Here is a 24,779-nt window from a genome sequence, read left to right as displayed (position 1 = left end):
TCATCCTCGCGGTCCCGCGGGCCGCTCACCGAGCGTAGGAATACTCAAATCGCGCTATACGCCCTAGCCTGGCCCGCATGAGTGAGGTTGACGGGGTGTGTCGTGAGGTGGATCGGCGGGACGAGAAGGCGCGCGCCTGGGTGTCCGAGGCGATCCGGATCGTCGACGCCGACGCGAACCGGAGCGCGGACACGCACCTGCACGTGTTCCCGATGCCCGACGGCACCGGCGTGGATCTGTACCTGAAGGACGAGTCCGTGCACCCGACCGGCTCGCTCAAACACCGGCTGGCCCGGTCACTGTTCCTCTACGCGCTGTGCAACGGCTGGATCACCGAAGGCACCACGGTGATCGAGGCGTCCAGCGGCTCGACCGCGGTCAGCGAGGCGTACTTCGCCCGCCTGCTCGGCCTCCCGTTCATCGCAGTGATGCCGCGCTCGACCAGCCCGGAGAAGGTCGAGCTGATCGAGTTCTACGGTGGCCGCTGCCACTTCGTCGAGCGCTCCGGCCAGATCTACGGCGAGGCCAAGCGGCTGGCCGAGGAGACCGGCGGCCACTACATGGACCAGTTCACGTACGCCGAGCGGGCAACTGACTGGCGTGGCAACAACAACATCGCCGAGTCGATCTTCGGCCAGCTTTCGTTGGAGGAGCATCCGATCCCGACCTGGATCGTGGTCGGCGCCGGCACCGGCGGTACGTCGGCCACCATCGGACGCTACGTCCGCTACCAGCGCTTCGACACCTCGGTCGCGGTCGTCGACCCGGAGAACTCGGCCTTCTTCCCGGCGTTCGAAGCCGGTGACGACAGCTTCTCCACCGGCCGCCCGTCCCTGATCGAAGGCATCGGCCGGCCGCGCGTCGAGCCGTCGTTCGTCCTCGGCGTCGTCGACCGGATGATCTCCGTCCCCGACGCCGCCTCGATCGCCGCGATGCGCTTCTGCTCCCGCGTCACCGGCCGCCTCGTCGGCGGCTCCACCGGCACGAACCTCTGGGGCGCCCTCCGCCTGGCCGCCGAAATGCGCCGCACCAACGTCCGCGGCAGCATCGTCACGTTGTTGTGCGACAGCGGCGAACGCTACGGCAACACCTACTACGACGACGCCTGGCTCCGAACCAGCGGCATGGACATCGCCCCGTACACGGTGACCCTCGAAACCTTCGCAACCACAGGCCGTTGGGTCGAACCCGTCAGGTGACCGTCAGTTCTCGCCGCCGAGGTAGTAGTCCGCCTCGCGTCGCGCTCGGGCACGGGCAAGGTAGGTAGCCAACTCCACTCGCCCGCCGTCGTTGTCGTCCTTGCTCTCCAGAATGCCTTGCAGATAGATGCGATTCGCCATGCCCTCGAGAACAGCCTCCCTGACCTCTTCGGGCTGATTGGCGATGAATCCATGGACGGTGCGCAGTCGAAGATCGGCCCGCTTGGACCTTCGGGACTCGCGATGATTGACGGCCCCGCGCGCGAAGCAGAGGCAGCCGAGCCCGATTGCCGTGAACGCGATCCCGAGCCTTGTCAAGGTGATCGCCGGCGACGCCAGGATGCTTGAATCCGAGCTGAAGTAGTGGGTCAGGAGGATGACCAGCGGAACGCCGCCGACCGTCAGTCCCATCAAGTCCCAGGTCCAACCGGCGAACGCCTTGTTGCGCGCATTCTTTCCGTAGCTGTCGGCAACGGCCTGTTGAGTCAGCGCAGCCACGACATTCGCACCCTGGGATCGCATCTCCGCCAAGCTGGCTAAGTCTCGACTTGCCCCGAGCGCGGCCGTCATGAGCGTTTCCTCGAGCTCATTCAGGTGCGCTCGATAATTCTGCATGGCATCCGAGACCTGCTTCTCCAGCGAATCCTTGATCTCCTTCTCGAGTTCCCTCTTGTACGCCGTGATCGTGAGCGACTGAGCTTGACCGGCACCTTTCGGACTCAGTGCCGGCCAGGTTCCCAGTTGCTCGAGCACAGCGTCGATGCCATCAGCGGCAGCCCGCAGGTCAGGTGCGCAGCCGTCGCTATCGCGTGCATAGCGGGCGAGGTGGGCCTGCACGTTTGCCGCGATATGAATGTGGACATTGTCGAGCATGCGCGTCGAGTAGCGTCGCGGATCTTCCTGGCGGTGATCCTGAATTGTCTCGACCAGCCACTGCAGGCGGGACAGTGAATCCGCCTCGTCCACATCATCGGGCAGAACGAGGCCCTCGAGTTCGCCAGTGATCTGATTGATCAGTGCCCACAGCGGATGATTATTGAATCTGGTTTCCCAAATCGATCCCATACGTCCCCCACTGACTTGAGGACAGGATGCGCGCCGGACCCGAACGCGTCAACGCGTCTGCGGGCCGGATATCCACAAAGCGTATGCAATCGTTACCCACCGTAGGAATCGAACCGGTCGGTCTCGCAACAATGCGCGGCCCGAAGCCCACGCAGGGGGAAGCTAGCCGCCGAGGGCGAGGCCGATCGCCAGGCCGACGGCGTACAGGAGTTCTGTCTGGCCGGTGCCCTTGAGGACTGGGATGAGGGCTGGGCCTACGGCGTCGCTGAGGACTACACGGGTGGACTTGATGGCCAGGGGCAGGGCTATGAAGGCGAGCAGGGTCCAGGGGGTGGCGATGACCGAGACGGCTGCCAGGACGAAGGCAACTGCGATGAGGGCGGCGTAGAACTTGCGGGAGCGGGAGGCACCCAGGACTACGGCCAGGGTGCGTTTGCCGGTGACGGTGTCAGTGGGGATGTCGCGGAGGTTGTTGGCGACCAAGAGGGCGCAGGCGATGGAGCCTACGGAGAGTGCGCCGGCGACGGCGGTCCAGTTCAGGGTCTCGGCCTGGACGTACGTGGTGCCCAGTACGGCGACCAGGCCGAAGAAGAGGAAGACGCTGACCTCACCGAGCGCGCGGTACCCGTACGGCTTCTTGCCGCCCGTGTAGAACCATGCACCGATCAGGGAGGCCGCACCGGCGACCAGCAGCCACCAGTTGGAGGTGGCGCACAGGATTACGCCGAGTACGGCGCCCACACCGAAGCAGGTAAAGGCTGCGGTCTTCACCTGTCCCGGAGTGGCGACCTTCGAGCCGACCAGGCGCAGTGGGCCGACGCGGTTCTCGTCCGTACCGCGGATGCCGTCGCTGTAGTCGTTGGCGTAGTTGACCCCGATCTGGAGCGCCAGGGCCACGCCGAGCGCGAGCAGTGCCTTCCACCAGACGAAGCCGTCCAGGTACGCCGCCGCACCGGTACCGACGAGGACAGGGGAGATCGCAGCGGGCAGCGTGCGCGGGCGGGCGCCTTCGATCCACTGGGCAGGGGTGGCCATGACCGTCGATTCTGTCAGCCACTCGGCTGGTGCCCGCAACGAGGGCCGTACGCTCGGACTGACATGTCTACCTTGCGCCTGGTCCCCGGTACGCCGGAAGCCGTGCTGTCCGCGCTCACCGGCGTACTGGACGGCAGCGGTACGCCGTTCGCCCCGGTGCCCGCCGATCCGGCAGCGGCCGCCCGGGTCCGGCAGGCGGCTGCACCGGATGAGCCGCTGGAGGACGACTGCGCGGTGGTGCTGACCACCTCCGGGTCATCCGGCGAGCCAAAGGGCGTACTGCTCTCCCGCGAGGCCCTGCTGGCGTCCGCGGTCGCGACCCACGATCGGCTCGGCGGACCGGGCCAATGGCTGCTCCCGATGAAGCCGTACTTCGTTGGCGGCCTGCAGATCCTCACCCGCTCGGTAGTGGCCGGTCTGGCGCCGGTGATCTCCGGAGAGAGCTTCACCGAGAGCGCTTGGGCGATGTCCGGGTCCCGGCGGTACACCGCGATGGTGCCGACCCAACTGGCGCGCTATCTGGAGACAGACCTGGACGCATTGCGATCGTTCGACGCGATCATCATCGGTGGTGCCTCCACGCCGGCGACTTTGAAGGCCCGCGCGGCTGAGGCCGGCGTTACGGCGATTCCGGCGTACGGGATGACGGAGACGGGCAGTGGTTGTGTGTACGCCGGTGTGCCGCTGGACGGGACGTCGATCGACTTGGACGGCGGGCGGATCCTGATCAAGGGGAGCACGCTGTTCTCTGGGTATCGGTTGCAGCCGGAGTTGACTGCGGAGGTGCTGCGGGACGGGTGGTTTCGGACCCAGGACCGCGGCGAGTTTGTGGACGGACGGCTGCGAGTGGTCGGCCGGGTCGACGACGTGGTGATCTCCGGTGGGGTGAACGTCACGCTGACCACGGTGCAGGCGCGGCTGCTCGAGCATCCGAAGGTGAAGGACGCGGTCGTACTGGGTGTGCCTGATGCGGAGTGGGGTACGCGGGTGGTCGCGTTCGTGGTGGGCGAGCCCGGCCGCGACGAGGTGCGGGACTTTGTGTCCGAGGTGTTGCCGCGGGCGTGGGCGCCTCAGGATGTCATCCGGCTGGACGCGTTGCCGATGCTTGCCTCGGGCAAGGTTGATCGCCAGGCGCTGCTGGAGGGCGCGCGGTGATCACGTACTCGATCGGCCTGAAGAACAAGTTCCGTGGGATCACCGTGCGCGAAGGCATGCTCTTCGAGGGACCGGCGGGCTGGGCGGAGTGGAGCCCGTTCCTGGACTACGACGACGCGACCTGTGTGTCCTGGCTGCGGGCTGCCCGTGAAGCTGCCGAGGTTGGTTGGCCGGCGCCTGTCAGGGACGTCGTACCCGTCAACTGCACAGTGCCCGCGGTCGGTCCCGAGGAGGCAGCGGAGATCGTCAGAGCGTCAGGGTGCGGTACGGCGAAGGTGAAGGTGGCTGAGCCCGGCCAGACGCTGGCGGAGGACGTCGCGCGGGTGGAGGCGGTCCGGGATGCGATCGGTCCTGGTCGGGTGCGCATCGACGCCAATGGTGCGTGGACAGTCGATCAGGCTGTGAAGAGTGTGAAGGCGTTGCGCCGGTTCGAGTTGGAGTACGTCGAGCAGCCGACAGCAACTGTTGAGGACTTGGCCGAGGTACGCCGGCGCATCGACGTACCGGTAGCTGCCGACGAGTCGATTCGGCGGGCCGAGGATCCATACCTGGTCAAGAAGCTCGAGGCCGCGGACATCGCCGTACTAAAGGTGCAGCCGATCGGTGGAGTCCGAGCGTGCCTGGAGATCGCAGAGCGAATCGGACTGCCCGTCGTGGTGTCGTCTGCGCTGGAGACCTCCGTGGGCATCGCTGCCGGAGTCGCCCTGGCCGCCGCCCTGCCGGAGCTGCCGTACGCCTGCGGTCTGGCCACGGTGTCGATGTTCACGCAAGAGGTCGTCGCGGAACCGCTGCTGCCCGTCGACGGTTTCCTGCCAGTGCGGCGCGTGGAGCCGGATCCCAAGTTGCTGGACGCGGCTCGGGCGGACGAGACCAGGACTGCGATGTGGGAAGAGCGTATGGCGCGAGTACAGAAGAGGAGTGCCGGATGAACCCGTCCACGGCGTTCGCGACGGTAGTGGTCGACGAACTGATCCGGTGCGGTGTCCGCGAGGCCGTAGTGGCCCCGGGCTCCCGCAGCGCCCCACTCGCGCTGGCACTCGCCGCGGCGGACCGAGACGGCCGACTGCGGCTGCACGTCCGGATCGACGAGCGTACGGCGGGATTCCTGGCGATCGGATTGATCCGGGGAACCGGACTGCCGGTGCCGGTGGTGACTACCTCCGGTACGGCGGTGGCCAACCTGCACCCGGCTGTCTTGGAGGCGTCGCACAGCGGACTGCCGTTGATCGTCCTCAGTGCCGACCGACCGCCGGCGTTGCGGGGCAGCGGTGCCAACCAGACCACGGACCAGATCAAGGTGTTCGGCTCCGCCGTCCGGCTGTTCCACGAGATGGGTACGCCGGTGCGCGAGATCGGCCAGGTTGCGTACTGGCGCTCACAGGTCGCACGGGCCGTGGCCAACGCCACGGGTGCACGGTCTGCCGATCCGGGACCGGTGCAACTCAACTGCCCGTTGTCGGAGCCGCTCGTACCTACCGACGGTCCTGAGTGGCCAGAGCCGCTGGGTGGACGCAGTACTGGGCCGTGGACCGCTGTGCACGCGGCAGCAGGGCAGCCGTCGGCTGTGGCACCGGGACCGAAGACCGTGGTCGTCGCGGGCGATGGAGCGTCGCAGGCCGCGCGGCTGGTGGCCGAGGCCGGCCAGTGGCCGTTGTTCGCGGAGCCGTCCAGCCGGGCCCGGACCGGTCCGTCGGTGATCTCGGCGTACCGACTGTTGCTGCAGGCAAGTTCTTTGGCGGACGAGATCGAGCGGGTGCTGGTGTTCGGGCACCCGACCTTGTCGCGGCCGATCTCCAAGCTGCTGGCGCGGCCGGACGTCGAGGTGATCGTGGTCTCGCCGACCGGGCTGTGGCCGGATCCGGCGCGCCGGGCGGCCTCCGTAGTGACCGGTCTCGAGGTCACCGACGCCGATGCAACCGACTGGCTGGACAGGTGGCAGCAGGCGGACCAGTCGGCCCGGCCGGCGATCGACAAGGTCCTCGCCGACAGCCTGAGCGGGCCGCGCGTCGCGGCGATCGTCGGCGAGGCGGCCGGTGCCGACGGCATGCTCGTGATCGCGTCCTCGAACCCGGTCCGCGACCTCGACCTCGCCCCGGTCGTCCCGATCCGGACCATCGCCAACCGCGGCCTGGCCGGGATCGACGGCACCATCTCGACCGCGGTCGGCGCGGCGCTGGCGAACGCCGGCCCGACCTACGCGCTGATCGGCGACCTGGCCTTCCTGCACGACGCCAACGGCCTCGTGATCGGTCCGGACGAGGCGCGGCCCGACCTGCGCATCATCGTCGTCAACGACAACGGCGGCGGCATCTTCTCCACCCTCGAGCAGGGCGACCCGACCCACGCCACGCACTTCGAGCGCGTCTTCGGTACGCCGCACAACGTGGACCTCGCCGCCCTCTGCGCCGCCACGAATACGCCGTACCAGCTGGTGGAAACGCCGGACGCTCTCCGGGCCGCGTTGGCGCCGACCGTCGCCGGACTGGACGTGGTGGAGGCTCGCGTCTCGCGCACTGATCACCGGCCGCTGAACGAGGCGCTGCTGGCTGGCCTCAGACAGTCGTAACCGGCACAGCTGCCTTTCGTGCTGGGTGCAAGGTGCGCAGGTGGTTGAGCAGCGGCAGGACCGAAGCGATGACCAGGGCGGTCGTGGTGAGGATCGGAATCGTCGCACCGCGCAGTGACGAGTTGAGTGGCGCTGCGATGGTGAAGATGAGGCTCACTGCCGTGATCGTGGTGATCAGTCGCCGGCCGGGTCGAGCGACGGCAAGGAACGGTAGACACCACAGGAAGTACCAGTCGTGCGCGGTCGGCCCGAGGAGGACCACAGCCAGCAAGGCGATGCCGACCGCCCGCGCCGCATGGTGGATCGACGACCGCAGACTCAGCACTGCGATCAAGCTGACGGCGATGACCATCCCGACCAGCCGGACGATCTGTAGCGCCTGCTGGGCGGCGGTGTCCTCGCCCAACCACCCGAGTACGCCGCACGCCGCCATGCCGATCAGGTTCGCGATCGAGAACGGCGAACGGACCAGTCCGGGTACGTCGAGGGCACTCAGCCATCCGGAACCCACGCCGGTCAGTTCGCCGATGGTGACCAGGGTGAGCACCGAGACCGCACCAGCGATGACCAGACTGGCGAACCGCAACGCCCGTCCGGCCAGTGGGCTCATCACTGCGGCGATGGCGATCACCACGAGTCCACCAGGCAGCTTCACCGCAGCCGCAGCACCTGCGACGACTGCCGCCGTACCCCAACGGCCGGTGAGGGCCAGGGCGAACGCGCTGCAGGCCAGTCCGAGCATCAGTACGTCGTTGTGCGCCGCGCCGATGCCATGCGTGATCAGCATCGGGTTCAGCACCACCAGCCAGGTCGCGAAGACCGGATCCACCCGGCATGCGGTCGCGAGCCGCGGTACGGCCCAGGCGATCAGCACTATGCCCAGTACGGCGAGCAGTCGGTGGGCCAGCATCAGGACGTACGGGTCCATGGTGAGGTGTGCGACCAGACCGCCGTACGCGAGTGGCAGTGGACCGTACGGCGCAGGTGTCTGCATCCACATCGGGTCGACCGCTTCGACGATGTGGCCAGTCAGTACGCCGGGGCCGACGTCGTACGGGTTGTAGCCCTCGGCCACGAGTGCGCCCTGCGCCGCGTAGCTCCATGCGTCGCGGCTGAACAGTGGTGGGATCAGGAGCAGCGGTGCGCTCCAGTACGCCGCCATCCGCAGCAGGGGAGGCCGGAGTCCGGCCATCACCTGGCGGCCCACGGTCAGCCAGGCCCAGGCCATCAGCCCGAGCCCGGCCACCATGAACGTGAGCCCGACCATCCGGCCGGGCAACGAGTGCCGCAGAGCACCGGTGATCGGCAGTGTGGCAACCCATGAGGACGGCGGCACCACCGACGTCACCAGGCTCGCCACGGCAACTACGACGGAGCCGACAACCCCACGGACCATCGGCGAGCGCACAGCAGGACGCTAGGCCTGCTGTGCGACCTCCCGATGAACAACGGCTTGCGTCAGGCGGATTCCTTGCGGAAGGTGCGGGCGCCGACCGCCAGGCCGATAACCGTCAGCAGTACCACCCAGAACAGCCCCCACAGCGACGCACTGCTGCCGATGTCGCCGCGGAACAGCGCCCGTACGCCGTTGACGACGTGCTTGAGTGGACTGATGTCGGACAGGCGCTGCAGCCAGGTCGGGCCGATCTGCATCGGCAGCAGGATGCCGGACAGCAGCAGCAACGGCATGGCGATCCCGTTCAGCAGCGGGGCCAGTGCGTCCTCGCTCTTGGTGATGAGCGCGACCGAGTACGACAACGAGGCGAACGTGGCGCCGAGCAAGGCGACGATCACCAGCGACAGCAGTACGCCGCCCCACGGAGCGCGCAGTCCCAGCGGGAGCGCGGCGAGCAGCAGCAGGATCGACTGGACCACGAGTACGACGACATCGCGCAGTACTCGCCCTGCCATCAGAGCGATCCGGGACGCCGGGGTGACCCGGTCGGCCTCGATCACGCCGGCCCGGTACTCGGCGATCAGGCCGAAGCCGACGAACATCGCGCCGAACATGCCGAGCTGGACGATCAGGCCGGGGATGAACACCTGGTAGGCGTTCGTGGTCGCGCCCTGGCTGATCTGTGCGGTGATCGGCTTCAGCAGCGGGCCGAACAGGAACAGGTACAGCAGTGGCTGGCTGAGCATCAGGATCGACCACATCGGGTTGCGCAGCGACAGCCGCATCGCCCGGTGGAACACGATCCAGGTCTCCCGGAACACGTTACCGGGGTAGTGGAGTCGGGTCAGGGTCTGCGCGGTCATGCCACGGCCTCCTTCTCGGCTTCCTCGTCGGCTGCGGGTGTGGTGGCGTCCTCGTCGCGCAGGGACCGGCCGGTCATGGTCAGGAACACGTCGTCCAGGGTCGGGCGGTGCACCTCGACTCCGTGCAGTTCGATGCCCTGGGCATCGATCGAGCGGAGCAGACCGGGCAGCACCGAACCACCCTTCGGGATGCGGAAGCCGACCACGTCGCCATCGGTCTCGACCTCGACCGCGCCGGGGAGCTCAGCCGCGATCTTGCTCACCGCGGGAGCCTCGGTGGCGTCGGCCAGGCTGAGCCGGACCGCGTCTCCGGAGACCTGCTGCTTCAGGGTCTCCGGGGTGCCGGAGGCAACGATCTTGCCGTGGTCGATGACCAGGATCCGGTCGCAGAGCGCGTCCGCCTCGTCCAGGTAGTGGGTGGTGAGGAAGATCGTCGCGCCGCGGTCGCGGAGGCCGCGGATGTGCTCCCACAGGTTCGCCCGCGCCTGCGGGTCGAGGCCGGTGGTCGGCTCGTCCAGGAAGATCAGCTTCGGGTCGTGGATCAGGCCCATCACGATGTCGAGGCGGCGCCGCTGGCCGCCGGACAGGGTCTTGCACTGCCGCTTCCACAGGCCGGGCAGGTCGAGTTCCTCGAACAGGCGCTGCCCGTCCGCGGCCGCCTTGGCCTTCGGTACGCCGTACAGCCGGGCGTGGTCGACGACCTCGTCACCGGCGACGGCCTCCGGCAGGGTCGACCCGCTCTGCGGCACGTAGCCGATGCCGCGGCGGACGCCGACCGGATCCTTGGCCAGGTCGCACCCGGCCACTGTCGCGGTGCCGCTGGTCGGCGTGATCAGGGTCGCCAGCATCCGCAGCGTGGTGGTCTTGCCGGCCCCGTTCGGCCCGAGAAAGCCGACGATCTCTCCGTCGGCGACATCAAGGTCAACCCCCTGCACGGCCTGCACCGGCCCGCGCTTGGTCTTGAAGGTGCGGACAAGCCCGCGAGCTTCGATCATCATCCCGCCAGTGTCATAAATCAACCTTGAATAGTCAATGTTGATTAAATGTGGGGCCAGAGACCTTCCCACGCGTGCTACGCGGCCACTCCTTCGTCGCGTCCGCTACGTGCGCTGCCCGGCCGCCCAACGCATCTTGCAGGCTGCCGCCTGCGGTTTGCGGGGCTGTCGCCCGCGATCGACGGCTTGGCCGGCGCTTGCTGGAGGAGGGGGCGCCCGTGAAGTCGCCGGGGATACACACGCGAACTGCTCCATCGACGCCACGGTTGACACCCAGGCCGGCTCACCAGCGCCGGCCGATCGGCGAGTCGTGCATGGAGGTCCGTCCGCTCGGGGAGGCCTGGCGCCGAGTCGTGGATCCGAGCGCGGATCGACGGCGTGTCGTGAACCGCGATCCACGAATCACGGCTGGCCGGCTTAGCTCGGTTGTCCCGGACGGGGTTTGTCTCGTGGGTAGACGGTAGCCACGCAGTCGACCGCGCGCGACGAAGGAGCACGCAGCACGCGGGCGATGAGCCCGAAACCGCGGCCGATGAGGCCGCAGAACGCCGAGCGTCAGCCGGCCACACGCGGGGCGGCAGCCCCGAGATCGCGAGCGATAGCCCCGCAAAACGCCGGCGGTAGCCGGCAAGGGACCAGCCGGCGATGAGCCGGAGGGTGGGTGGGCAGCGCGCGTAGCGGGCGCGACGAAGGAGTGGCTGCGTAGCACGCGTGGGGACAGCCCGAGCATCAGTCGGTGGGTGGTTTGGGGGTTTCGTCCCAGTGGGTGATCAGGTCGGGGGCGGGGGTCCAGTCGTCGGGTTCGCCGGCGAAGGCGTAGGCGCCGTCTTGGATGCGCTGGTGGAAGGAGCGGGTCCAGTCGAGTTCGCCGTTGTCGCGGGCGGTGGTGATGCGGAACATCTCGATCACGTGGTTCGGCGTACCGGGGTCTTCCAGGATCTGGCGCTCGCTGAACGGCTCGGCCTTCTGGCGTTGCTCGAGTTGGACGATGCGCGCCTCGAGCGCGGCGAGCACCTCGTCGCGCCGCAGCGACCACATGAACGCCAGCGCGGCCCCCATCCGGTCGGGGTGGAAGCCGTCCACGGTCCACAGGATCTCCCGCAGCAGCGAGAAGTACTCCGTCTCGCCGTCGGCCGTCAGCTTGTACGACGTACGCCCGGGCCGGTGCGGGCCGTCCTGCTCGATCTCCTGCAGGTACCCGTGCTTGGCCAGCGTCCGCAGCCCGGTGTAGATCGAGCCCGGGTTGATGTTCGCCCAGTCCTGAACGTTCCACGTGAGCAGCTCACGACGCAACTGGTACCCGTACGCCGGCTGGAAGATCCGCACGACCCCGAGCAGCAGCAACCGCGTGGTGGACATGCTCGCAGTGTAAATCCGGGCGACTCGGTGAGCGTGGAGGCGTACTCTCCGGAGCCATGGACGTGCGTGTGACGAGCGACCCGAGAGCCTTCGAGCAGACGGTGTTTCCTTTCCTGCAACAGGATCCGGTGCTGCACACGATCATCATGAGTAACGTCCACGAGCGTGCGAACGGGACCGCCCGCGCCGAGGACAGGCCGTCGTACTTCGTCTCGGTCCATGACGGGGGCGTGGTCGGGGTGGCGATGCGGACGCCGGGGCGCGGTGTCTACCTCGGTGCGCTGCGGCCCGAGCTCGCGGAGCCGGTGGCCGACGCGTACGCAGACGTGCTGCCGGAGCTCACGGGTGTCGCGGGTGATCAGCCGGCTGCCAAGGCCTTCGCGGAGCGGTGGTGTGAGCGGCGCGGCGGCCAGGCGACGGAGACCAAGGGCACCCGGCTGCACAAGCTCGGCACGCTCACGTCGCTCCCGGCGGACGCGGGCGGGCCACGGCCGATGAACGCGGATGAGGTCGACCTGGTCAGCACCTGGGGCCACGACGGTTTCGCGGAGGAGCTGCGGACCGGCTACCGGGAGTGGGCCGAGCGGCAGTTGCGGCAGCAGACCATGTGGATCTGGGAGGTCGACGGCGAGCCGGTGAGCATGGTCGGCTACCACCTCCCGATCTTCGGCGTCTGCCGGGTCGGCCCGGTCTACACGCCGCCCGAGCGGCGCCGGCATGGGTACGCCGGCGCCCTGACCAGTCACGTATCCGCCGAGATCCTTGCGCAAGGCAACCAAGCCTGCCTCTACACCGACCTCGCCAACCCGACCTCGAACAAGATCTACCACCAGGCCGGCTACCGCCCGGTGGCCGACTTCGTCGACGTCGAGTTCACCGCATGAGTCCGTGGCGAGAAGTGATGCCGAGCTTGGTGTAGATGTTGCCGAGGTGGTACTCGACGGTGCGTGGGCTGAGGAACAGCCTGCTGCCGATCTCGGGGTTGGAGCACCCGTCCCCGGCCAGGCGGGCGATCTGGCTCTCGCGGGCGGTGAGTTGGTTGGCGGTGGCGGGAGTGCGTTTGCGGGCGGTTTCGCCGGTGGCGAGGAGTTCCCGGCGGGCGCGTTCGGCGAAGGCTTCGGCTCCCATCTCGGTGAACAGGTCGTGGGCGGTGTGGAGTTGTTCGCGGGCGTCGTGGCGGCGGCGTCGCCTCCGGAGCCATTCGCCGTACAGAAGGACGGCACGGGCGACGTCCGTGCGGACGCGGGTCTTGGCGAGCCGGTCGATCGCTTCGCGGTAAAGGGGTTCGGCCGTCCGGTCGTCGCTGACCAGCGCGCGCGAGCGGGCCTCGATCCCGAGTGCCCAGTCGGTACCGCTCGCGCTGGTCATCGCGGTGATCCAGCCCAGGGTTTCCCTCGCCGCCGCGCTCTTCCCGCTGCGTACGGCCGCCTCGACGAACTCGGTCGCGGCCCAGTTCACCGCGCCCGGGGTCCGCACCTCGGGAGCGTTCACCCGGCCGAGTGCGCGGTGCGCGGCTGCCATCGCCTCGCGGTAGCGGCCGAGGCCGTTGTTGAGCACCGCGTTCGCCCGTTCGGCGACGACGACCCCGATACCCTCGCCCCGGTGGGTCACGTCCGCGATGGTGGCTTCGATCCGGGTGGACGCCTCGGCGCGCTCACCGCGCAGAGCGGCAACGGCGAGCGCGGCGTACGGCGCCGGATTGCTTCCGGTCGCCTCGGTCACGGTCTGGATCTCGTCGACGAGTGCTCCCGCGGCGCCGAGCTCGCCGGCGAACAGCAGCAGATAGGCGCGCATGCTCAGCGCGAGCGGTAGCTCACTCAAGGCGCCGGTCGTGCGGGCGAGCTCGAGGTAGCGGGCGGACAGACCGTCCCAGCACTCGTCGGCCCACAGATGCAAGGCCGCGACGCAGGCCAGCCAGGACCAGCGCAGCTCCTCCGCGGCGGACATGCCTTCGCCGAACGAGGTCACTGCTCGCCGCAACAGCGGGACACCGGCTGCGTAGCCCTCGGTGAAGTTGGCGGCCAGGCCGGCCAGGAGGAGATCCGGCGAGGTGGGCTCTTGCGGCCGGGGCGTCGCACTGGCGGCGCGCGCCACGGCCAGCGAGTTCCCCTCCGGATCGGCCAGCCGGTCCGCGAACATGGCAGCCGTCAGTGCGTCCAGGTACGTCTCCCGGGACAGCGCGGTGTCGATCGGCTCGAGGCGCTTCGCGGCGTTGAGCAGCAGCGGCGCGGCGTCCCGGCCCCGGTTGGTGGCGAAGGCGACCTGCGCGCGCAGGAGGTCGACGCGAGCCTGTTGCAGTTCGCTGAGTGGTCCGGCCTCCGCCATCACCAACAGGTTCAGCGCCGCATCGAACGCCCCGGCCTGGCTCTTGGTTCGCGCCGCCGCCAGCGCCCGGGTCGCCTGCTGCGCCGGATCGAGGGTCAGCTGTGCGGAGCGTTCGAGGAACGCGGCGGCCGCGGCCAAGCCGCCGCGGGCCTGGGCGCGGTCTGCGGACTGTTCCAGTTCCGCGGCGACGGCGTCGTCGGGGCCACTCGCCGCGTGGGCGAGGTGCCAGACGCGGCGGTCGGCGTCGCGCGCCGGATCGGTGACGTCTGCCAGCGCGCGGTGCGCCTCCCAGCGTTCCTCCGGCGTCGCCTCCCGATGGATCGCCGAGCGCACCAGCGGATGCCGGAAAGTGACCCGCTCGTGGAACCGCACCAGACCGGCGAACTGCGCTGGATCGACCGTGTCGACGGCGATGCCCAGTTGTTGCGCGGCACGACGTACCAGGGCCGCGTCGCCGGCCGGTTCGACCGCGGCGACGAGGAGCAGTCGGCGGGTGTCGGACGGCAACGGCGCGAGTCGGCGCTGGAACGTGTCCTCGATCCGATGGGTGAGTTGCTGTGCGTCGGGCAGGCCGAAGCCACCGGCGAGTTCGGCGTAGCTGAGGTCCTGGGGCAGCTCCAGCAGTGCGAGTGGGTTTCCGCGCGTCTCGGCGAGGATGCGGTCGCGGACCCGTTCGTCGATGGGTCCGGGGATCGCCGCGCTGAGGAGCTCTCGTGCGTGTTCTGGCGGGAGGCCGCCGACGTCGAGCCGGGGCATGCCGGAGAAGGGCTCGTCGTCGGCCGAGTCGCGGAGGGCGAAGACGATGGCGACGGATTCGGCCATCAGCCGGCGGGCCACGAACGTGAGAGTTCGTGCGGAGGTGTCGTCGAGCCATTGCGCGTCGTCGACAGTGCAGAGCAGTGGTTCTTCGGCAGCGGCGTCGGCCACCAGGCTGAGGACGGCCAGGCCGACCAGGAAGCGGTCCGGTGGGGGACCGGTCCGAAGGCCGAAGGCGGTGCCGAGCGCGTCACCTTGTGGGGACGGAATGTGGTCGAGCCGGTGCAGCAGTGGTGAGCACAGCTGGTGAAGGCCGGCGAAGGCGAGTTCGGATTCGGCCTGGACGCCCGCCGCGCGGATGACCCGGCAGCCGGACGCCTCGGTCACCAGGTATTCCAGCAAGGCCGACTTGCCGATCCCCGCCTCCCCGCGGATCACCAGGGCCTGGCTCAGGCCGCTCCGGACGTGACCGAGGAGGTCGTCGAGCTGCCGGCGCTCGGCGTACCGATCAACCAGCCGATCAACCAGCATGGTCTGAAATTTACCCGGTTCGATCCCTGGGACCATTGCCCCGGGCCCGGTAATCCGGCCCCGGGACTCACGGATACGAACCGCGGTACACGCGAGGAGACTTCGGCTGACCACCAGCACGGAGGTACTGCGCGCCATGACGAGTGTGGAAGAAGCAGTGACGACGGTCCCGGTGCCGCTGCGGATCAACGGGCGACAGCACGTCGTCGTACTCGAGCCGCGCGTCAGCCTGCTGGACGCGTTGCGTGAGCACCTGGATCTGACAGGTAGCAAGAAGGGCTGCGACCAAGGGACGTGCGGGTCGTGCACGGTGTGGATCGACGGCCGCCGGGTGCTCGCCTGCCTGACGCTGGCGGTCGCCGCCTCGGGGCACGAGATCGTCACGATCGAGGGGCTCGCCGACGGTGACCAGCTGCATCCGATGCAGCGAGCGTTCATCGAGTACGACGCCTTCCAGTGCGGCTACTGCACGTCCGGCCAGATCATGTCGGCGATCAAGGTGATCGAAGAGGGCAACGCCGGCACCGACGACGACATCGGTGAGTTCATGAGCGGCAACATCTGCCGGTGTGCGGCCTATCCGAACATCCGGGCGGCCATCCGGCATGTCCGCGACGCGGCGGGAGGAACGTCATGAGGCCCCTGACCTACAGCCGGGCCGCGAATGTGCAGCACGCGATCGCGCTGGCGTCCGCGAACCCGGCGAGCGCGTTCCTCGCGGGCGGAACCACCGAGGTGGACCTGATCCGGGCCGGCCTCTCCCACTCCGAGCACCTCGTGGACATCAACGAGCTGCCACTGCGCGGAGTCGAGGACCTGCCCGACGGCGGCTTGCGCATCGGTGCCCTCGCACGCATGAGCGACGTCGCCCGTACGCCGGGTGTCGTCCAGCGTTACCCGGCGATCTCCCGCGCCTTGCTGCTGGGCGCCTCGGAGCAACTGCGCAACATGGCGTCGATGGGGGGCAATCTCCGTCAGCGCACCCGGTGTGCCTACCTGCGCGACGGCGTCTCGCCCTGCAACAAGCGCGAGCCGGGGTCCGGCTGCGCGGCGCTCGACGGGCTCAACCGCGGCCACGCGATCCTCGGCACCAGTGAGCACTGCATCGCCACGCATCCGTCCGATGTCGCCGTCGCGCTGGTGGCGTTCGACGCCGTCATCCGGACGGTCGGGCCGGGCGGCGAGCGCACGATCCCGTTCGACGACTTCTTCCTGCTTCCCGGCGACACGCCCGAGCTCGAGCATCCGATCGCTGCGGGCGAGCTGATCGTCGGGATCGACGTACCCGGAGCGCCGATCGCCCGCGGCTCCATCTATCTCAAGTTCCGCGACCGGCAGTCGTACGAGTTCGCCTTGGTATCGGTCGCGGCCGCGATCGAGGTGGAGGACAACCGGGTCGCGGGCGTGCGGATCGCCATCGGCGGTGTCGGTACCAAGCCCTGGCGGGCGCGCCGGGCCGAGGCTGCCCTCGTCGGAAGCCCGGCGAACGAGACGTCGTTCCGGCACGCCGCCGCGGTCGAGCTGGCGGAGGCCGTCGTACGGGAGCACAACGCGTTCAAGGTCGAGCTCGCCCAGCGGGCGATGGTGCGCGGTCTCGTCCACAGCCTCAACAGGAGCCAGTCATGAGTGCCGTCGGTACGCCGGTCACCCGGGTGGACGGCCCGGCCAAGGTCACCGGCGCGGCGCGGTACTCCGCCGAGATCAGCCTGCCCGGCATGACCTATCTGGCTGTGGTCGGGGCGACCATCGCCAGCGGACGGGTGACGGCGATCGACGCCGACGGCGCGCGCGCCGCTGAGGGCGTGCTGGCCGTACTCACCACGGAGGATCTGCCGAAGATCGCAGCCGAGCCTCACCTGTTGCCGTCGCTGGTCGGCGGCCCCGCTCCGGGCGAGAGCTTCTTCCCGATGCAGGACGACGTCGTCCAGTACGCCGGACAGCCCGTCGCGCTCGTGGTCGCGGAGGAGTACGAACAGGCGCACCACGCGGCGTCGTTGGTGCGGATCTCGTACCAGCCGACCAAGTCGATCACCACGATCGACGAGGGCCGCGACCAGGCGTACGAAGCGGAGCGGCTCTTCGGCGGCCTGATGCCGGCACGCAACGAGCGTGGCGATGTCGAGGCCGGCCTGGCCGCAGCTGACGTGCGGGTCGAGGTCGCCTACACGATGGCGGCCAACCATCACAATCCGATCGAGGCCCCGTCGACGGTGGCCACCTGGGACGGCGGCAACCTGACGCTGTACGAGTCGACCCAGGGCATCCGCGCGACCCAGCAGACCGTGGCCCTCCTACTCGGTCTGCCGATCTCCCGCGTCCGGGTGATCACCCGGTTCGTCGGCGGCGGCTTCGGCGCCAAGGCGATGGTGTGGCCGAACGTGACGCTCACCGCGATGGCCGCGCGGTACGTCGGCCGGCCGGTGAAGCTGATGCTCACCCGGCCGCAGATGTTCACCTCCAACGGGCACCGTGAGGAGCAGGAGCAGCGGATCACGCTGGGTGCCGCGCGGGACGGGCGGCTGACCGCGATCCGGCACGAGAAGCTGTCGATCACCTCGCCGTTCGACGACTGGGCCGAGCCGGCCACCGGGGTCTCGTCGCAGCTCTACGGCTGCCAGAACTTCCTCGGCATCCACCGGCTGATCAGGGGCAACACGATGACGCCCACGTTCACCCGCGGCCCGGGCGAGTCGCTCGGCGTGTTCACCCTCGAGACGGCGATGGACGAGCTCGCCTACCAGCTGGCCATCGATCCGGTCGAGCTGAGGCTGCGCAACCACACGCCGGTCGATCCGTTCGGCAATCCTTGGTCCAGCGACGGGCTGGTGGAGTGTCTTCGCCTCGGCGCCGAGCGGTTCGGGTGGTCCGGACGGAACCCCGCGCCACGGACGACCCGCGACAGCGAGTGGCTGGTCGGCACCGGGGTATCGGCCGCGGCGTACCCGATCGCGTTCTTCATGCCACCGCAGCGGGCGCGGGCCCGGATCTTCGCCGACGGCAGCGCGATCGTGCAGACCTCGACGCAGGAGTTCGGCACCGGCGTCCTCACCATGGCCACGCAGGTCGGCGCCGACGCCCTCGGCGTCGCCCTGCGCGACATGGAGTTCCAGGCCGGCGACAGCGACCTGCCGAACAGTACGGCGGCCGTCGGCTCGGCCGGTGCCGGCATGGTCAGCTCCGCCGTCCACGCAGCGGGTACGGCGCTGCGCGAGCAGCTGATCGCCTTGGCGGTCGGCGATGAACAGTCGCCCCTGCACGGAGCCGGAGCAGGCTCGGTGAAAGTGGCGGACGGACACCTGACGTCGGCCGAACGCCCGGGCGCGGTCGACACGTACCGTGAGCTGCTGTCGCGCAATCACCTGTCCGACGCCGAGGCGCTCGGCGCGTGGCGGCCGCCACCCCTGGACACGCCGCACGGGCTGCTCACGTTCGGCGCGCAGTTCGCCGAGGTCGCGGTCGATCCCGAGCTCGGCCTGGTCCGCGTGCGCCGGCTGAACGGCGCGTTCGCGCCCGGGCGAGTGCTCAACCCGCTGCTGGCCCACAGCCAGTTGATGGGCGGCATGCTGTGGGGGATGAGCCAGGCGCTTCTGGAGGGCAACCACATGGATCCCCGCTACGGGCGGTGGGCGGAGACGAACCTGGCGGAGTACCTCGTGCCGGTCAACGCCGACGCCCCCGAGGTTCGCGTCGACTTCGTCGACGTGGACGACGAACTGGTCGGCCCGCTCGGCGCCAAGGGCGTGGGCGAGATCGGTCAGGTCGGTGTCGCGGCCGCTATCGCGAACGCGGTCTTCCACGCGACCGGCCGACGGATCCGCAGCCTGCCGATGGCGCCGGAGCTCGTGATGGATCCGGCCGACGCCGGGAGATGAACACTGTCGGGCCGGCGGGTTCCCCCTCGCCCGCCGGCCGCTCCCGGCTCCCGGAACGACCGCCGCTCTCGCAACCACGCAGTACCGGCTCGCGATCGTCCCGGCAGCCCGCACTCGGGCTGCTCGGCCTGCTGCTCGTCGTCCCGGTCGCGGTGGCGCTGGCGATCGGTGCCGGCGGCGAAGGGTCGATTCGCGTCCTCGCACCGCTGGTGACGTTCTCCCTGCCGCTCGTCGTGATGATCGCGTTCTGGTGGGAGGACTGGCCGGGCACCCGGCTGCGAAGTAGCTGGTCCGGCTGGGCCGACACCGTACTGATCATTGCGGGCGCGATCGTCCTGACCGCTGCAGGTCAGGCCCTGGCCGGTCGTCTCGATCCCGCGGCCCTGTTCGATCTCACGCCCGGTCCGGGCCACGTACCGACGTTTCCGGCGACGATGCCGCTCGCCGGGCTGGCGTTCGTCGTCACGCTCCAGATCACGCTCGTCGGTGAGGGGTGGCCGCTGCGACGCCTCGACCCGCTGGTCGCCGGTCCGATCGCGGTCGCGATCGCCTGGGCCGTCGCGATCGTCGGCTACCTGACCGTCGTAGAGATCGAGTCGCCCCCCGGGTCGGACGTGATCGCGCGGGACGGCCCGGTGCCAGGCGCCGTACTCGGCGCGACACTGGTCCTGATCGGCGCCTGGCAGGTGCTCTTCTTCGTCGTCTGGCGCGGTTGGCCGTTCGCGACTGTCGCGAGTCGAGCGGCTCGCCTCACCATCGCCCACGTCACGGTGATCGGCGGCGGGATCGTCAGCTACCTCGTCCTGCGTGAACTGCTGGGATTGACTCCTGCGCGCATCACCGCGCTCAGTGGCTGCTTCATCGCCGCCGGCCTGTTGTTCGGCATGCTGTTCGAGGACTGGCTCGGCAATCTCAGTCCCGCCGTCGAACGCGCTGCCCTCCTGCTGGCCATACTCGCCTTGGCGGCCCTGTTGGCGATCACCTTGCAGGCAATCGCGAACAGGGCCATGCACCTGACGCCCAGGACCGCCGACGACTGGGTCGGCCACGCCGCCCTCAACGCCCTCGCCACCGCGACCATCCTCCATGTCGCGATCGGACGCCGCTGGCCCTTCCCGAACCCTGCCGAGTAGCGGCTGTTCAGGGTCAGTTGATGTCTAGGGTGTCGCCGGGGGCGAGGGCCTTGTAGGGACGGTCGTCGGAGTTGAGGAAGCGGGGCATCATGCTGAGGCCGATCTGGCTGAGCAGGCCGTCGTGGATGCCGACGAGCTGCTCGGCCTTGACCGCGCGGGCGTAGTCGACGGCCGGCGGCAGTGCGAACCACGGACCGGAGATCGGCACCAGGTTGGTGTGCACGGCCCGGTCCGGCTGGGTGAACGAGTCGCCCGGGTGGTAGACGGCGTCGTCGATCAGGAAGCCGATGTTCTCGCAGGGCACGCCCCATTCCGGCAGGATGACCGCGTGGTCCTTGCCATAGGCACTGACCGAGAACCCGGCCGCCTCGAAGGACTGGCCACCGGCCACCACGTGCACCTTGTCGCCCAGTGCGGTCAGCTGCGCCGCGACACCGGCGTTCGTGTAGACGGGTACGTCGAGCGCGGCGACCCGCTCGATGTCGAGATGGTCCTGGTGCTCGTGCGTCACCAGGATCGCGTCGGCCTTCTCGAACGCCGCGTCCTCACTGAACGATCCCGGGTCGACGAGCAGCGTCTTCCCGTCCTTCTCCAAACGGACGCAAGCGTGTGCGAACTTCGTCAGCTTCACAGTCAGTCTCCCAGAGCGTCTCTCATCGGAACCAGTTTGGCGTTCGTCTCGGCCAGTTCGGCGACCGGATCGGACCCGGCCACGATGCCCGCGCCGGCGAACAGCCGCATCCGGCGTGGGTCGTCCGGGTCGGCCTGCCCGCAGCGCAGCGCGATGCACCACTCGCCGTCGCCGGCCGCGTCCATCCATCCGACCGGTCCGCTGAAGCGGCCGCGCCGCATCCCCTCGATCTCACCGATCAACGACCGCGCCACGTCGGTCGGCGTACCGCAGATCGCCGCTGACGGGTGCAGTGCGGCGGCCAGGCCGAGGGCGGAGGCGCCGTTGTTGGCGACGCCGGCGACATCGGTGGCCAGATGCATCACGTTCGGCAGGTGCAGCACGAACGGCGTCTCGGGCACGTTCATCGACGTGCAGTGTGGCTTCAGAGCTTCCGCCACCGAGCGGACCGCGTACTCGTGCTCCTCCAGGTCCTTGCTCGATCGCGCCAGCGACGCGGCCAGGGCCAGGTCGTGCGCGTCGTCACCCGTACGGCGGATGGTCCCGGCCAGTACGCGTGACGTGATCAGGCCCTTCTCCCGCCGGACCAGCAGCTCCGGGGTGGCGCCGATCAGTCCGTCGACGGAGAACGTCCAGCAGTTCGGGTACGCCGATGCGAGCCGGCGCAGCGGCCAGCGCAGGTCGATCGGCTGCTCGGCGATCGCGATCAGGTCGCGCGCGAGCACCACCTTGTCGAGCTCGCCGGCGGTGATCCGCTGGACCGCGTCCGCGACGATGCTCGACCAGTCCGTGCCGGAGCGCGCGCCGTCGGAGAACGCGACGTCGTACACCGGGGAGGGCTCGTGCGTGACCAGCTCGGGCGATGTGGCGATCGAGCTCGCCGGCGAGATCGTGGTCACCCAGGTGGTGCCGCCGCGGCGGCCGACGATCACCTCGGGGACGACCAGCTGGCTCGGGTCCTGGTCGGTGAAACCGAACGATCCGAAGCAGACCAGCCCCGACCCCGGTACGCCGACTTCGTCGCGGACCACCGCGGCCGCGGTCAGCTCCTGCCACCAGGAGACCGCCTCCTGGAAGCGGTTGCCACCGGCAACGTCGAGACGGGCGGCGACACCCCAGCCGACCTGACCGTCGCCCCGCCGTACCCAGGCCAGGCCGCCCTCGGTCGGCAGATGATCCATCAGCTGCGCCGCGACACCGTCGAGGCGCTGGCTGCGGATCACCAAATGCGGTGCGGTCAGACGACCGGATCCAATCGGATCGGACAAGCTCACAGCCCCCACTCCTCGCTGGCGATCCGGCCCCGGGTCACGATGGCCGGCTCCCTGGAGAATGCACTCACGAGATGCAAGCGTATGCCTGCCCGATGTCCAGCGAATTTCGGCGCCCGTTGCGGCCGTGATGAACCTCGCGTCCTGCACCGCCCTCCGCACACCATCTCCGGCGCCCAGGCCGGCGCCTCGCTGCGTTGGAGGAGCGTCCACGATGAACCCCGCATCGAGGACGCTCCTCCGCCTTGCGATGCACCAACCTGGACACCGGAGATGGCGCACCGAGGGCCGTGCAGGACACTAGACAGGTGACCCGCGCAGACCTGAGCAAAGAACCGCATGCCGTGGCGGCCATGTTCGACAACGTGGCCGAGGGGTACGACCGGACCAACGCGGTGGCGACGATGGGTCTGGAGAAGCTGCACTGGCGGCCGGCGACGCTCGCCGAGATCGCGCCGCGGAAGGGGATGAAGATCCTCGACCTGGCGGCCGGGACCGGTGCGTCGAGCATCAAGCTGCGCGAGGCCGGCGCCGAGGTGGTGTCGTGCGACTTCTCGGTCGGCATGCTCCGGGTCGGCAAGCGCCGCTATCCCGACCTCGACCTGATCGCCGGGGACGCGCTGAAGCTCCCGTTCGCCGACGACACGTTCGACGTGGTGACGATCTCGTGGGCCCTGCGGAACGTGAACGACGTCGGCGTCGCGCTGCGCGAGATGCTCCGGGTGACCCGGCCCGGCGGGCGCCTCGTCGTACTGGAGAACTCGCACCCGACCTGGAAGCCGTTCCGCGTCGCGTACCTGGAGTACATGATGCGTGCCGTTCCCGTAGTCGCGAAGGCGGTCTCCACCAACCCCGAGGCGTATGAGTACCTGGCGGAGTCCGTTCGCGCCTGGCCCGCCCAGGAACCCCTGGCCCGGACCATCGAGTCCACCGGCTGGACCCGGGTCCAATGGCGCAACCTCACCGGCGGCCTGGTGGCCATCCACCGGGCGGTCAAGCCCGGACAGTAGACCAGCGGGATCACTGGTCCACAGTGCGGCGGACACAGATTTACGCAAGGTGAATCGTGCGTAAATCTGTGTCCAGCAAGGGGATCAGGGCCGGTTTCGTGTCCGAGTCAGGCAGTCCTAGACTGTCGGATGACCAGGCCTCGTGAATCCCTTCACGAGTGAACAAAGCCCCAGACTTCCAGGCCGGGATGAGATGAGCCAGAGCGTGCCGAGCGGGCAGCAGGCGGAGACCGCCGATGTGATCGTCGTCGGCGCCGGACCCGCAGGCTCGGCGGCGGCGTACCACCTGGCCAATGCGGGCCTCGACGTGCTGCTGCTGGAGAAGACCGCGTTCCCGCGGGAGAAGGTCTGCGGCGACGGGCTCACCCCGCGCGGGACCAAGCAGATCATCAACATGGGCATCGACATCTCCGAAGAGGCCGGCTGGATCCGCAACTACGGTCTGCGTATCCAGGGCGCCGGGCACGTGCTGCAGCTCGACTGGCCGGATCTGGCCAGCCACCCGAACTACGGCCTGACCCGCAACCGGATGGACTTCGACGACATGCTCGCCCGGCAGGCCGTGAAGGCCGGGGCGCGGCTGCGCGAGCGGACCAACGTCTCCGGACCGATCCTGGACGACAAGGGCTTCATCGTCGGCGTCACCGCGAAGCCGGTCGACGAGCAGGGCAGACGCCGCGCCGACAGTGATGGCACAGATCTCGAGTTCCGCGCCCCGCTGGTGATGGCCGCCGACGGCAACTCGTCGCGGCTCAGCATCGCGATGGGCCTGCACAAGCGTGACGACCGCCCGATGGGTGTCGCCGTACGGACGTACTTCACCAGCCCCCGCCACGACGACGACTACCTTGAGTCGTGGCTGGAGCTGTGGGCCGACGACCCGAAGCAAGCGGGCCAGAAGGTGCTGCTGCCCGGGTACGGCTGGATCTTCGGGATGGGCGACGGCACCGTCAACGTCGGCCTCGGCATCCTGAACACCTCCGACGCCTTCGGCAAGGTCGACTACGCCGACCTGCTCAAGCAGTGGCTGAAGAACACGCCGGAGGAGTGGCAGTTCCGCGACGAGTTCCAGACCATCCCGATCCGTGGTGCGGCGTTGCCGATGGGCTTCAACCGGCAGCCGCACTACACCCGTGGACTCATGCTGCTGGGTGATGCGGGCGGCATGGTCAACCCGTTCAATGGCGAGGGCATCCCGTACGCGATGGAGTCCGGGGCGTTCGCCGCCGAAGTCGCCGCCCAGGCACTGCGCCGGCAGCCGAACCAGCGGGAGCGCGCGTTGACGGCGTACCCGAAGGCGCTGAAGCAGGAGTACGGCGGTTATTACACGCTCGGCCGGATCTTCGTGAAGCTGATCGGAAATCCGGAGGTGATGCGGCTGTGCACCAAGTACGGTCTGCCGCGCACCACGCTGATGAAGTTCACCTTGAAGTTGCTGGCCAACCTCACCGACCCGCGTGACGGGGACGTGATGGACAAGATCATCAACGGTCTCACCAAGCTCGCACCGGCGGCCTGACCGGCGGGGCGAGTGAGCTGAGCCACAGCGGTACTGATAACACAGTGCTGTTCCGAAACAGGCAGAAACAGACAGACCACCGGCTGAAGGAGAGGGAG

At 69.0% G+C, this 24,779-nt stretch carries 20 protein-coding genes; 11 read left to right on the top strand and 9 right to left on the bottom strand.

All coding sequences use genetic code 11. The features are described from left to right. Positions 1 to 77 precede the first annotated feature (77 nt). A complete protein-coding gene (locus AB0E63_RS01965) occupies positions 78 to 1,199 on the top strand; it encodes a PLP-dependent cysteine synthase family protein (protein WP_360359846.1) in 1,122 nt (373 codons plus the stop codon). A 3-nt stretch (positions 1,200 to 1,202) separates the two neighbouring features. On the opposite strand, the gene AB0E63_RS01960 is transcribed toward AB0E63_RS01965, so the two are convergent. Next, entirely contained in the window at positions 1,203 to 2,264 is a 1,062-nt protein-coding gene (locus tag AB0E63_RS01960; RefSeq protein ID WP_360359843.1) for a hypothetical protein, read from the bottom strand. Positions 2,265 to 2,426: 162 nt separating this feature from the next. After that, positions 2,427 to 3,299: a 1,4-dihydroxy-2-naphthoate polyprenyltransferase gene (locus tag AB0E63_RS01955; RefSeq protein WP_360359840.1), complete on the bottom strand. Its 873-nt coding sequence runs from the start codon at positions 3,297 to 3,299 to the stop codon at positions 2,427 to 2,429. Between the two features lie 63 nt (positions 3,300 to 3,362). Here AB0E63_RS01955 and menE point away from each other — a divergent pair, with 63 nt between their 5' ends. The 3 genes from menE to menD are packed head-to-tail and all read left to right on the top strand — an operon-like array spanning position 3,363 to position 7,020. Next, positions 3,363 to 4,454, top strand: coding sequence for an o-succinylbenzoate--CoA ligase (menE, locus tag AB0E63_RS01950; RefSeq protein ID WP_360359837.1), 1,092 nt, complete (start codon positions 3,363 to 3,365; stop codon positions 4,452 to 4,454). Next, positions 4,451 to 5,383 carry an o-succinylbenzoate synthase gene (locus AB0E63_RS01945; protein WP_360359834.1) on the top strand — a complete coding sequence of 311 codons (933 nt, stop codon included), beginning with the start codon at positions 4,451 to 4,453 and terminating at the stop codon, positions 5,381 to 5,383. The genes menE and AB0E63_RS01945 overlap by 4 nt, the downstream gene beginning before the upstream one ends. Next, positions 5,380 to 7,020 carry a 2-succinyl-5-enolpyruvyl-6-hydroxy-3-cyclohexene-1-carboxylic-acid synthase gene (gene menD / locus AB0E63_RS01940; protein ID WP_360359831.1) on the top strand — a complete coding sequence of 547 codons (1,641 nt, stop codon included), beginning with the start codon at positions 5,380 to 5,382 and terminating at the stop codon, positions 7,018 to 7,020. The genes AB0E63_RS01945 and menD overlap by 4 nt, the downstream gene beginning before the upstream one ends. Here the strand turns inward: menD and mptB are convergent. From mptB to AB0E63_RS01920, 4 genes are all read right to left on the bottom strand, one after another. Next, the gene (gene mptB / locus AB0E63_RS01935; RefSeq protein WP_360359828.1) at positions 7,007 to 8,428 is read right to left on the bottom strand and encodes a polyprenol phosphomannose-dependent alpha 1,6 mannosyltransferase MptB; all 1,422 of its coding nucleotides are present in this window, start codon (positions 8,426 to 8,428) and stop codon (positions 7,007 to 7,009) included. The genes menD and mptB overlap by 14 nt on opposite strands. A 50-nt stretch (positions 8,429 to 8,478) precedes the next feature. Beyond that, complete coding sequence (locus tag AB0E63_RS01930; RefSeq protein ID WP_360359825.1) at positions 8,479 to 9,279, bottom strand: ABC transporter permease; 801 nt, start codon at positions 9,277 to 9,279, stop codon at positions 8,479 to 8,481. Next, complete coding sequence (locus AB0E63_RS01925) at positions 9,276 to 10,277, bottom strand: ATP-binding cassette domain-containing protein (protein WP_360359822.1); 1,002 nt, start codon at positions 10,275 to 10,277, stop codon at positions 9,276 to 9,278. The genes AB0E63_RS01930 and AB0E63_RS01925 overlap by 4 nt, the downstream gene beginning before the upstream one ends. Before the next feature lie 726 nt (positions 10,278 to 11,003). Then, a complete protein-coding gene (locus AB0E63_RS01920; protein WP_360359819.1) occupies positions 11,004 to 11,633 on the bottom strand; it encodes a PadR family transcriptional regulator in 630 nt (209 codons plus the stop codon). A gap of 56 nt (positions 11,634 to 11,689) precedes the next feature. Here AB0E63_RS01920 and AB0E63_RS01915 point away from each other — a divergent pair, with 56 nt between their 5' ends. Further along, positions 11,690 to 12,517 carry a GNAT family N-acetyltransferase gene (locus tag AB0E63_RS01915; RefSeq protein ID WP_360359816.1) on the top strand — a complete coding sequence of 276 codons (828 nt, stop codon included), beginning with the start codon at positions 11,690 to 11,692 and terminating at the stop codon, positions 12,515 to 12,517. Here the strand turns inward: AB0E63_RS01915 and AB0E63_RS01910 are convergent. Further along, positions 12,507 to 15,245, bottom strand: coding sequence for an AAA family ATPase (locus AB0E63_RS01910; protein WP_360359813.1), 2,739 nt, complete (start codon positions 15,243 to 15,245; stop codon positions 12,507 to 12,509). The two genes, AB0E63_RS01915 and AB0E63_RS01910, sit on opposite strands and share 11 nt — an antisense overlap. Before the next feature lie 136 nt (positions 15,246 to 15,381). On the opposite strand from AB0E63_RS01910, the gene AB0E63_RS01905 reads away from it, so the two are divergent. From AB0E63_RS01905 to AB0E63_RS01890, 4 genes are read left to right on the top strand one after another with little or no spacing between them, the layout of a single operon-like run. After that, the gene (locus tag AB0E63_RS01905) at positions 15,382 to 15,882 is read left to right on the top strand and encodes a (2Fe-2S)-binding protein (RefSeq protein WP_360359810.1); all 501 of its coding nucleotides are present in this window, start codon (positions 15,382 to 15,384) and stop codon (positions 15,880 to 15,882) included. Next, a complete protein-coding gene (locus tag AB0E63_RS01900) occupies positions 15,879 to 16,871 on the top strand; it encodes a xanthine dehydrogenase family protein subunit M (protein ID WP_360359807.1) in 993 nt (330 codons plus the stop codon). Before AB0E63_RS01905 ends, AB0E63_RS01900 begins: the two co-directional genes overlap by 4 nt. Then, positions 16,868 to 19,117, top strand: a complete 2,250-nt coding sequence (locus AB0E63_RS01895) for a xanthine dehydrogenase family protein molybdopterin-binding subunit (RefSeq protein WP_360359804.1) — start codon at positions 16,868 to 16,870, stop codon at positions 19,115 to 19,117. Before AB0E63_RS01900 ends, AB0E63_RS01895 begins: the two co-directional genes overlap by 4 nt. Next, positions 19,114 to 20,250: a hypothetical protein gene (locus AB0E63_RS01890; protein ID WP_360359801.1), complete on the top strand. Its 1,137-nt coding sequence runs from the start codon at positions 19,114 to 19,116 to the stop codon at positions 20,248 to 20,250. The genes AB0E63_RS01895 and AB0E63_RS01890 overlap by 4 nt, the downstream gene beginning before the upstream one ends. Before the next feature lie 13 nt (positions 20,251 to 20,263). Here AB0E63_RS01890 and AB0E63_RS01885 read toward each other — a convergent pair whose 3' ends face one another. Continuing rightward, a complete protein-coding gene (locus tag AB0E63_RS01885; RefSeq protein WP_360359799.1) occupies positions 20,264 to 20,881 on the bottom strand; it encodes an MBL fold metallo-hydrolase in 618 nt (205 codons plus the stop codon). 2 nt (positions 20,882 to 20,883) lie between these two features. After that, positions 20,884 to 22,155 carry an isochorismate synthase gene (locus AB0E63_RS01880; RefSeq protein ID WP_360359796.1) on the bottom strand — a complete coding sequence of 424 codons (1,272 nt, stop codon included), beginning with the start codon at positions 22,153 to 22,155 and terminating at the stop codon, positions 20,884 to 20,886. A gap of 305 nt (positions 22,156 to 22,460) precedes the next feature. Here AB0E63_RS01880 and AB0E63_RS01875 point away from each other — a divergent pair, with 305 nt between their 5' ends. Both AB0E63_RS01875 and AB0E63_RS01870 read left to right on the top strand, forming a co-directional pair. Beyond that, the gene (locus tag AB0E63_RS01875) at positions 22,461 to 23,162 is read left to right on the top strand and encodes a demethylmenaquinone methyltransferase (RefSeq protein WP_360359793.1); all 702 of its coding nucleotides are present in this window, start codon (positions 22,461 to 22,463) and stop codon (positions 23,160 to 23,162) included. Between the two features lie 193 nt (positions 23,163 to 23,355). After that, positions 23,356 to 24,681, top strand: coding sequence for a geranylgeranyl reductase family protein (locus AB0E63_RS01870; protein WP_360359791.1), 1,326 nt, complete (start codon positions 23,356 to 23,358; stop codon positions 24,679 to 24,681). The last annotated feature ends 98 nt before the right edge of the window (positions 24,682 to 24,779 follow it).

Origin of the sequence: Kribbella sp. NPDC026596 (assembly GCF_040638415.1) — a bacterium.
GTDB lineage: Bacteria > Actinomycetota > Actinomycetes > Propionibacteriales > Kribbellaceae > Kribbella.
The sequence above is the reverse complement of the archived record's forward strand: the minus strand, read 5'-3'. Positions and strand labels throughout refer to the sequence as shown.

What these genes read in the sequence shown, in the direction of transcription:
- AB0E63_RS01965 (WP_360359846.1), top strand. Translation starts at nt 78, where the DNA reads ATGAGTGAGGTTGACGGGGTGTGTCGTGAGGTGGATCGGCGGGACGAG.
- AB0E63_RS01960 (WP_360359843.1), bottom strand. Translation starts at nt 2,264, where the DNA reads ATGGGATCGATTTGGGAAACCAGATTCAATAATCATCCGCTGTGGGCA.
- AB0E63_RS01955 (WP_360359840.1), bottom strand. Translation starts at nt 3,299, where the DNA reads ATGGCCACCCCTGCCCAGTGGATCGAAGGCGCCCGCCCGCGCACGCTG.
- menE (WP_360359837.1), top strand. Translation starts at nt 3,363, where the DNA reads ATGTCTACCTTGCGCCTGGTCCCCGGTACGCCGGAAGCCGTGCTGTCC.
- menD (WP_360359831.1), top strand. Translation starts at nt 5,380, where the DNA reads ATGAACCCGTCCACGGCGTTCGCGACGGTAGTGGTCGACGAACTGATC.
- AB0E63_RS01930 (WP_360359825.1), bottom strand. Translation starts at nt 9,279, where the DNA reads ATGACCGCGCAGACCCTGACCCGACTCCACTACCCCGGTAACGTGTTC.
- AB0E63_RS01925 (WP_360359822.1), bottom strand. Translation starts at nt 10,277, where the DNA reads ATGATGATCGAAGCTCGCGGGCTTGTCCGCACCTTCAAGACCAAGCGC.
- AB0E63_RS01920 (WP_360359819.1), bottom strand. Translation starts at nt 11,633, where the DNA reads ATGTCCACCACGCGGTTGCTGCTGCTCGGGGTCGTGCGGATCTTCCAG.
- AB0E63_RS01915 (WP_360359816.1), top strand. Translation starts at nt 11,690, where the DNA reads ATGGACGTGCGTGTGACGAGCGACCCGAGAGCCTTCGAGCAGACGGTG.
- AB0E63_RS01910 (WP_360359813.1), bottom strand. Translation starts at nt 15,245, where the DNA reads ATGCTGGTTGATCGGCTGGTTGATCGGTACGCCGAGCGCCGGCAGCTC.
- AB0E63_RS01905 (WP_360359810.1), top strand. Translation starts at nt 15,382, where the DNA reads ATGACGAGTGTGGAAGAAGCAGTGACGACGGTCCCGGTGCCGCTGCGG.
- AB0E63_RS01900 (WP_360359807.1), top strand. Translation starts at nt 15,879, where the DNA reads ATGAGGCCCCTGACCTACAGCCGGGCCGCGAATGTGCAGCACGCGATC.
- AB0E63_RS01895 (WP_360359804.1), top strand. Translation starts at nt 16,868, where the DNA reads ATGAGTGCCGTCGGTACGCCGGTCACCCGGGTGGACGGCCCGGCCAAG.
- AB0E63_RS01890 (WP_360359801.1), top strand. Translation starts at nt 19,114, where the DNA reads ATGAACACTGTCGGGCCGGCGGGTTCCCCCTCGCCCGCCGGCCGCTCC.
- AB0E63_RS01870 (WP_360359791.1), top strand. Translation starts at nt 23,356, where the DNA reads ATGAGCCAGAGCGTGCCGAGCGGGCAGCAGGCGGAGACCGCCGATGTG.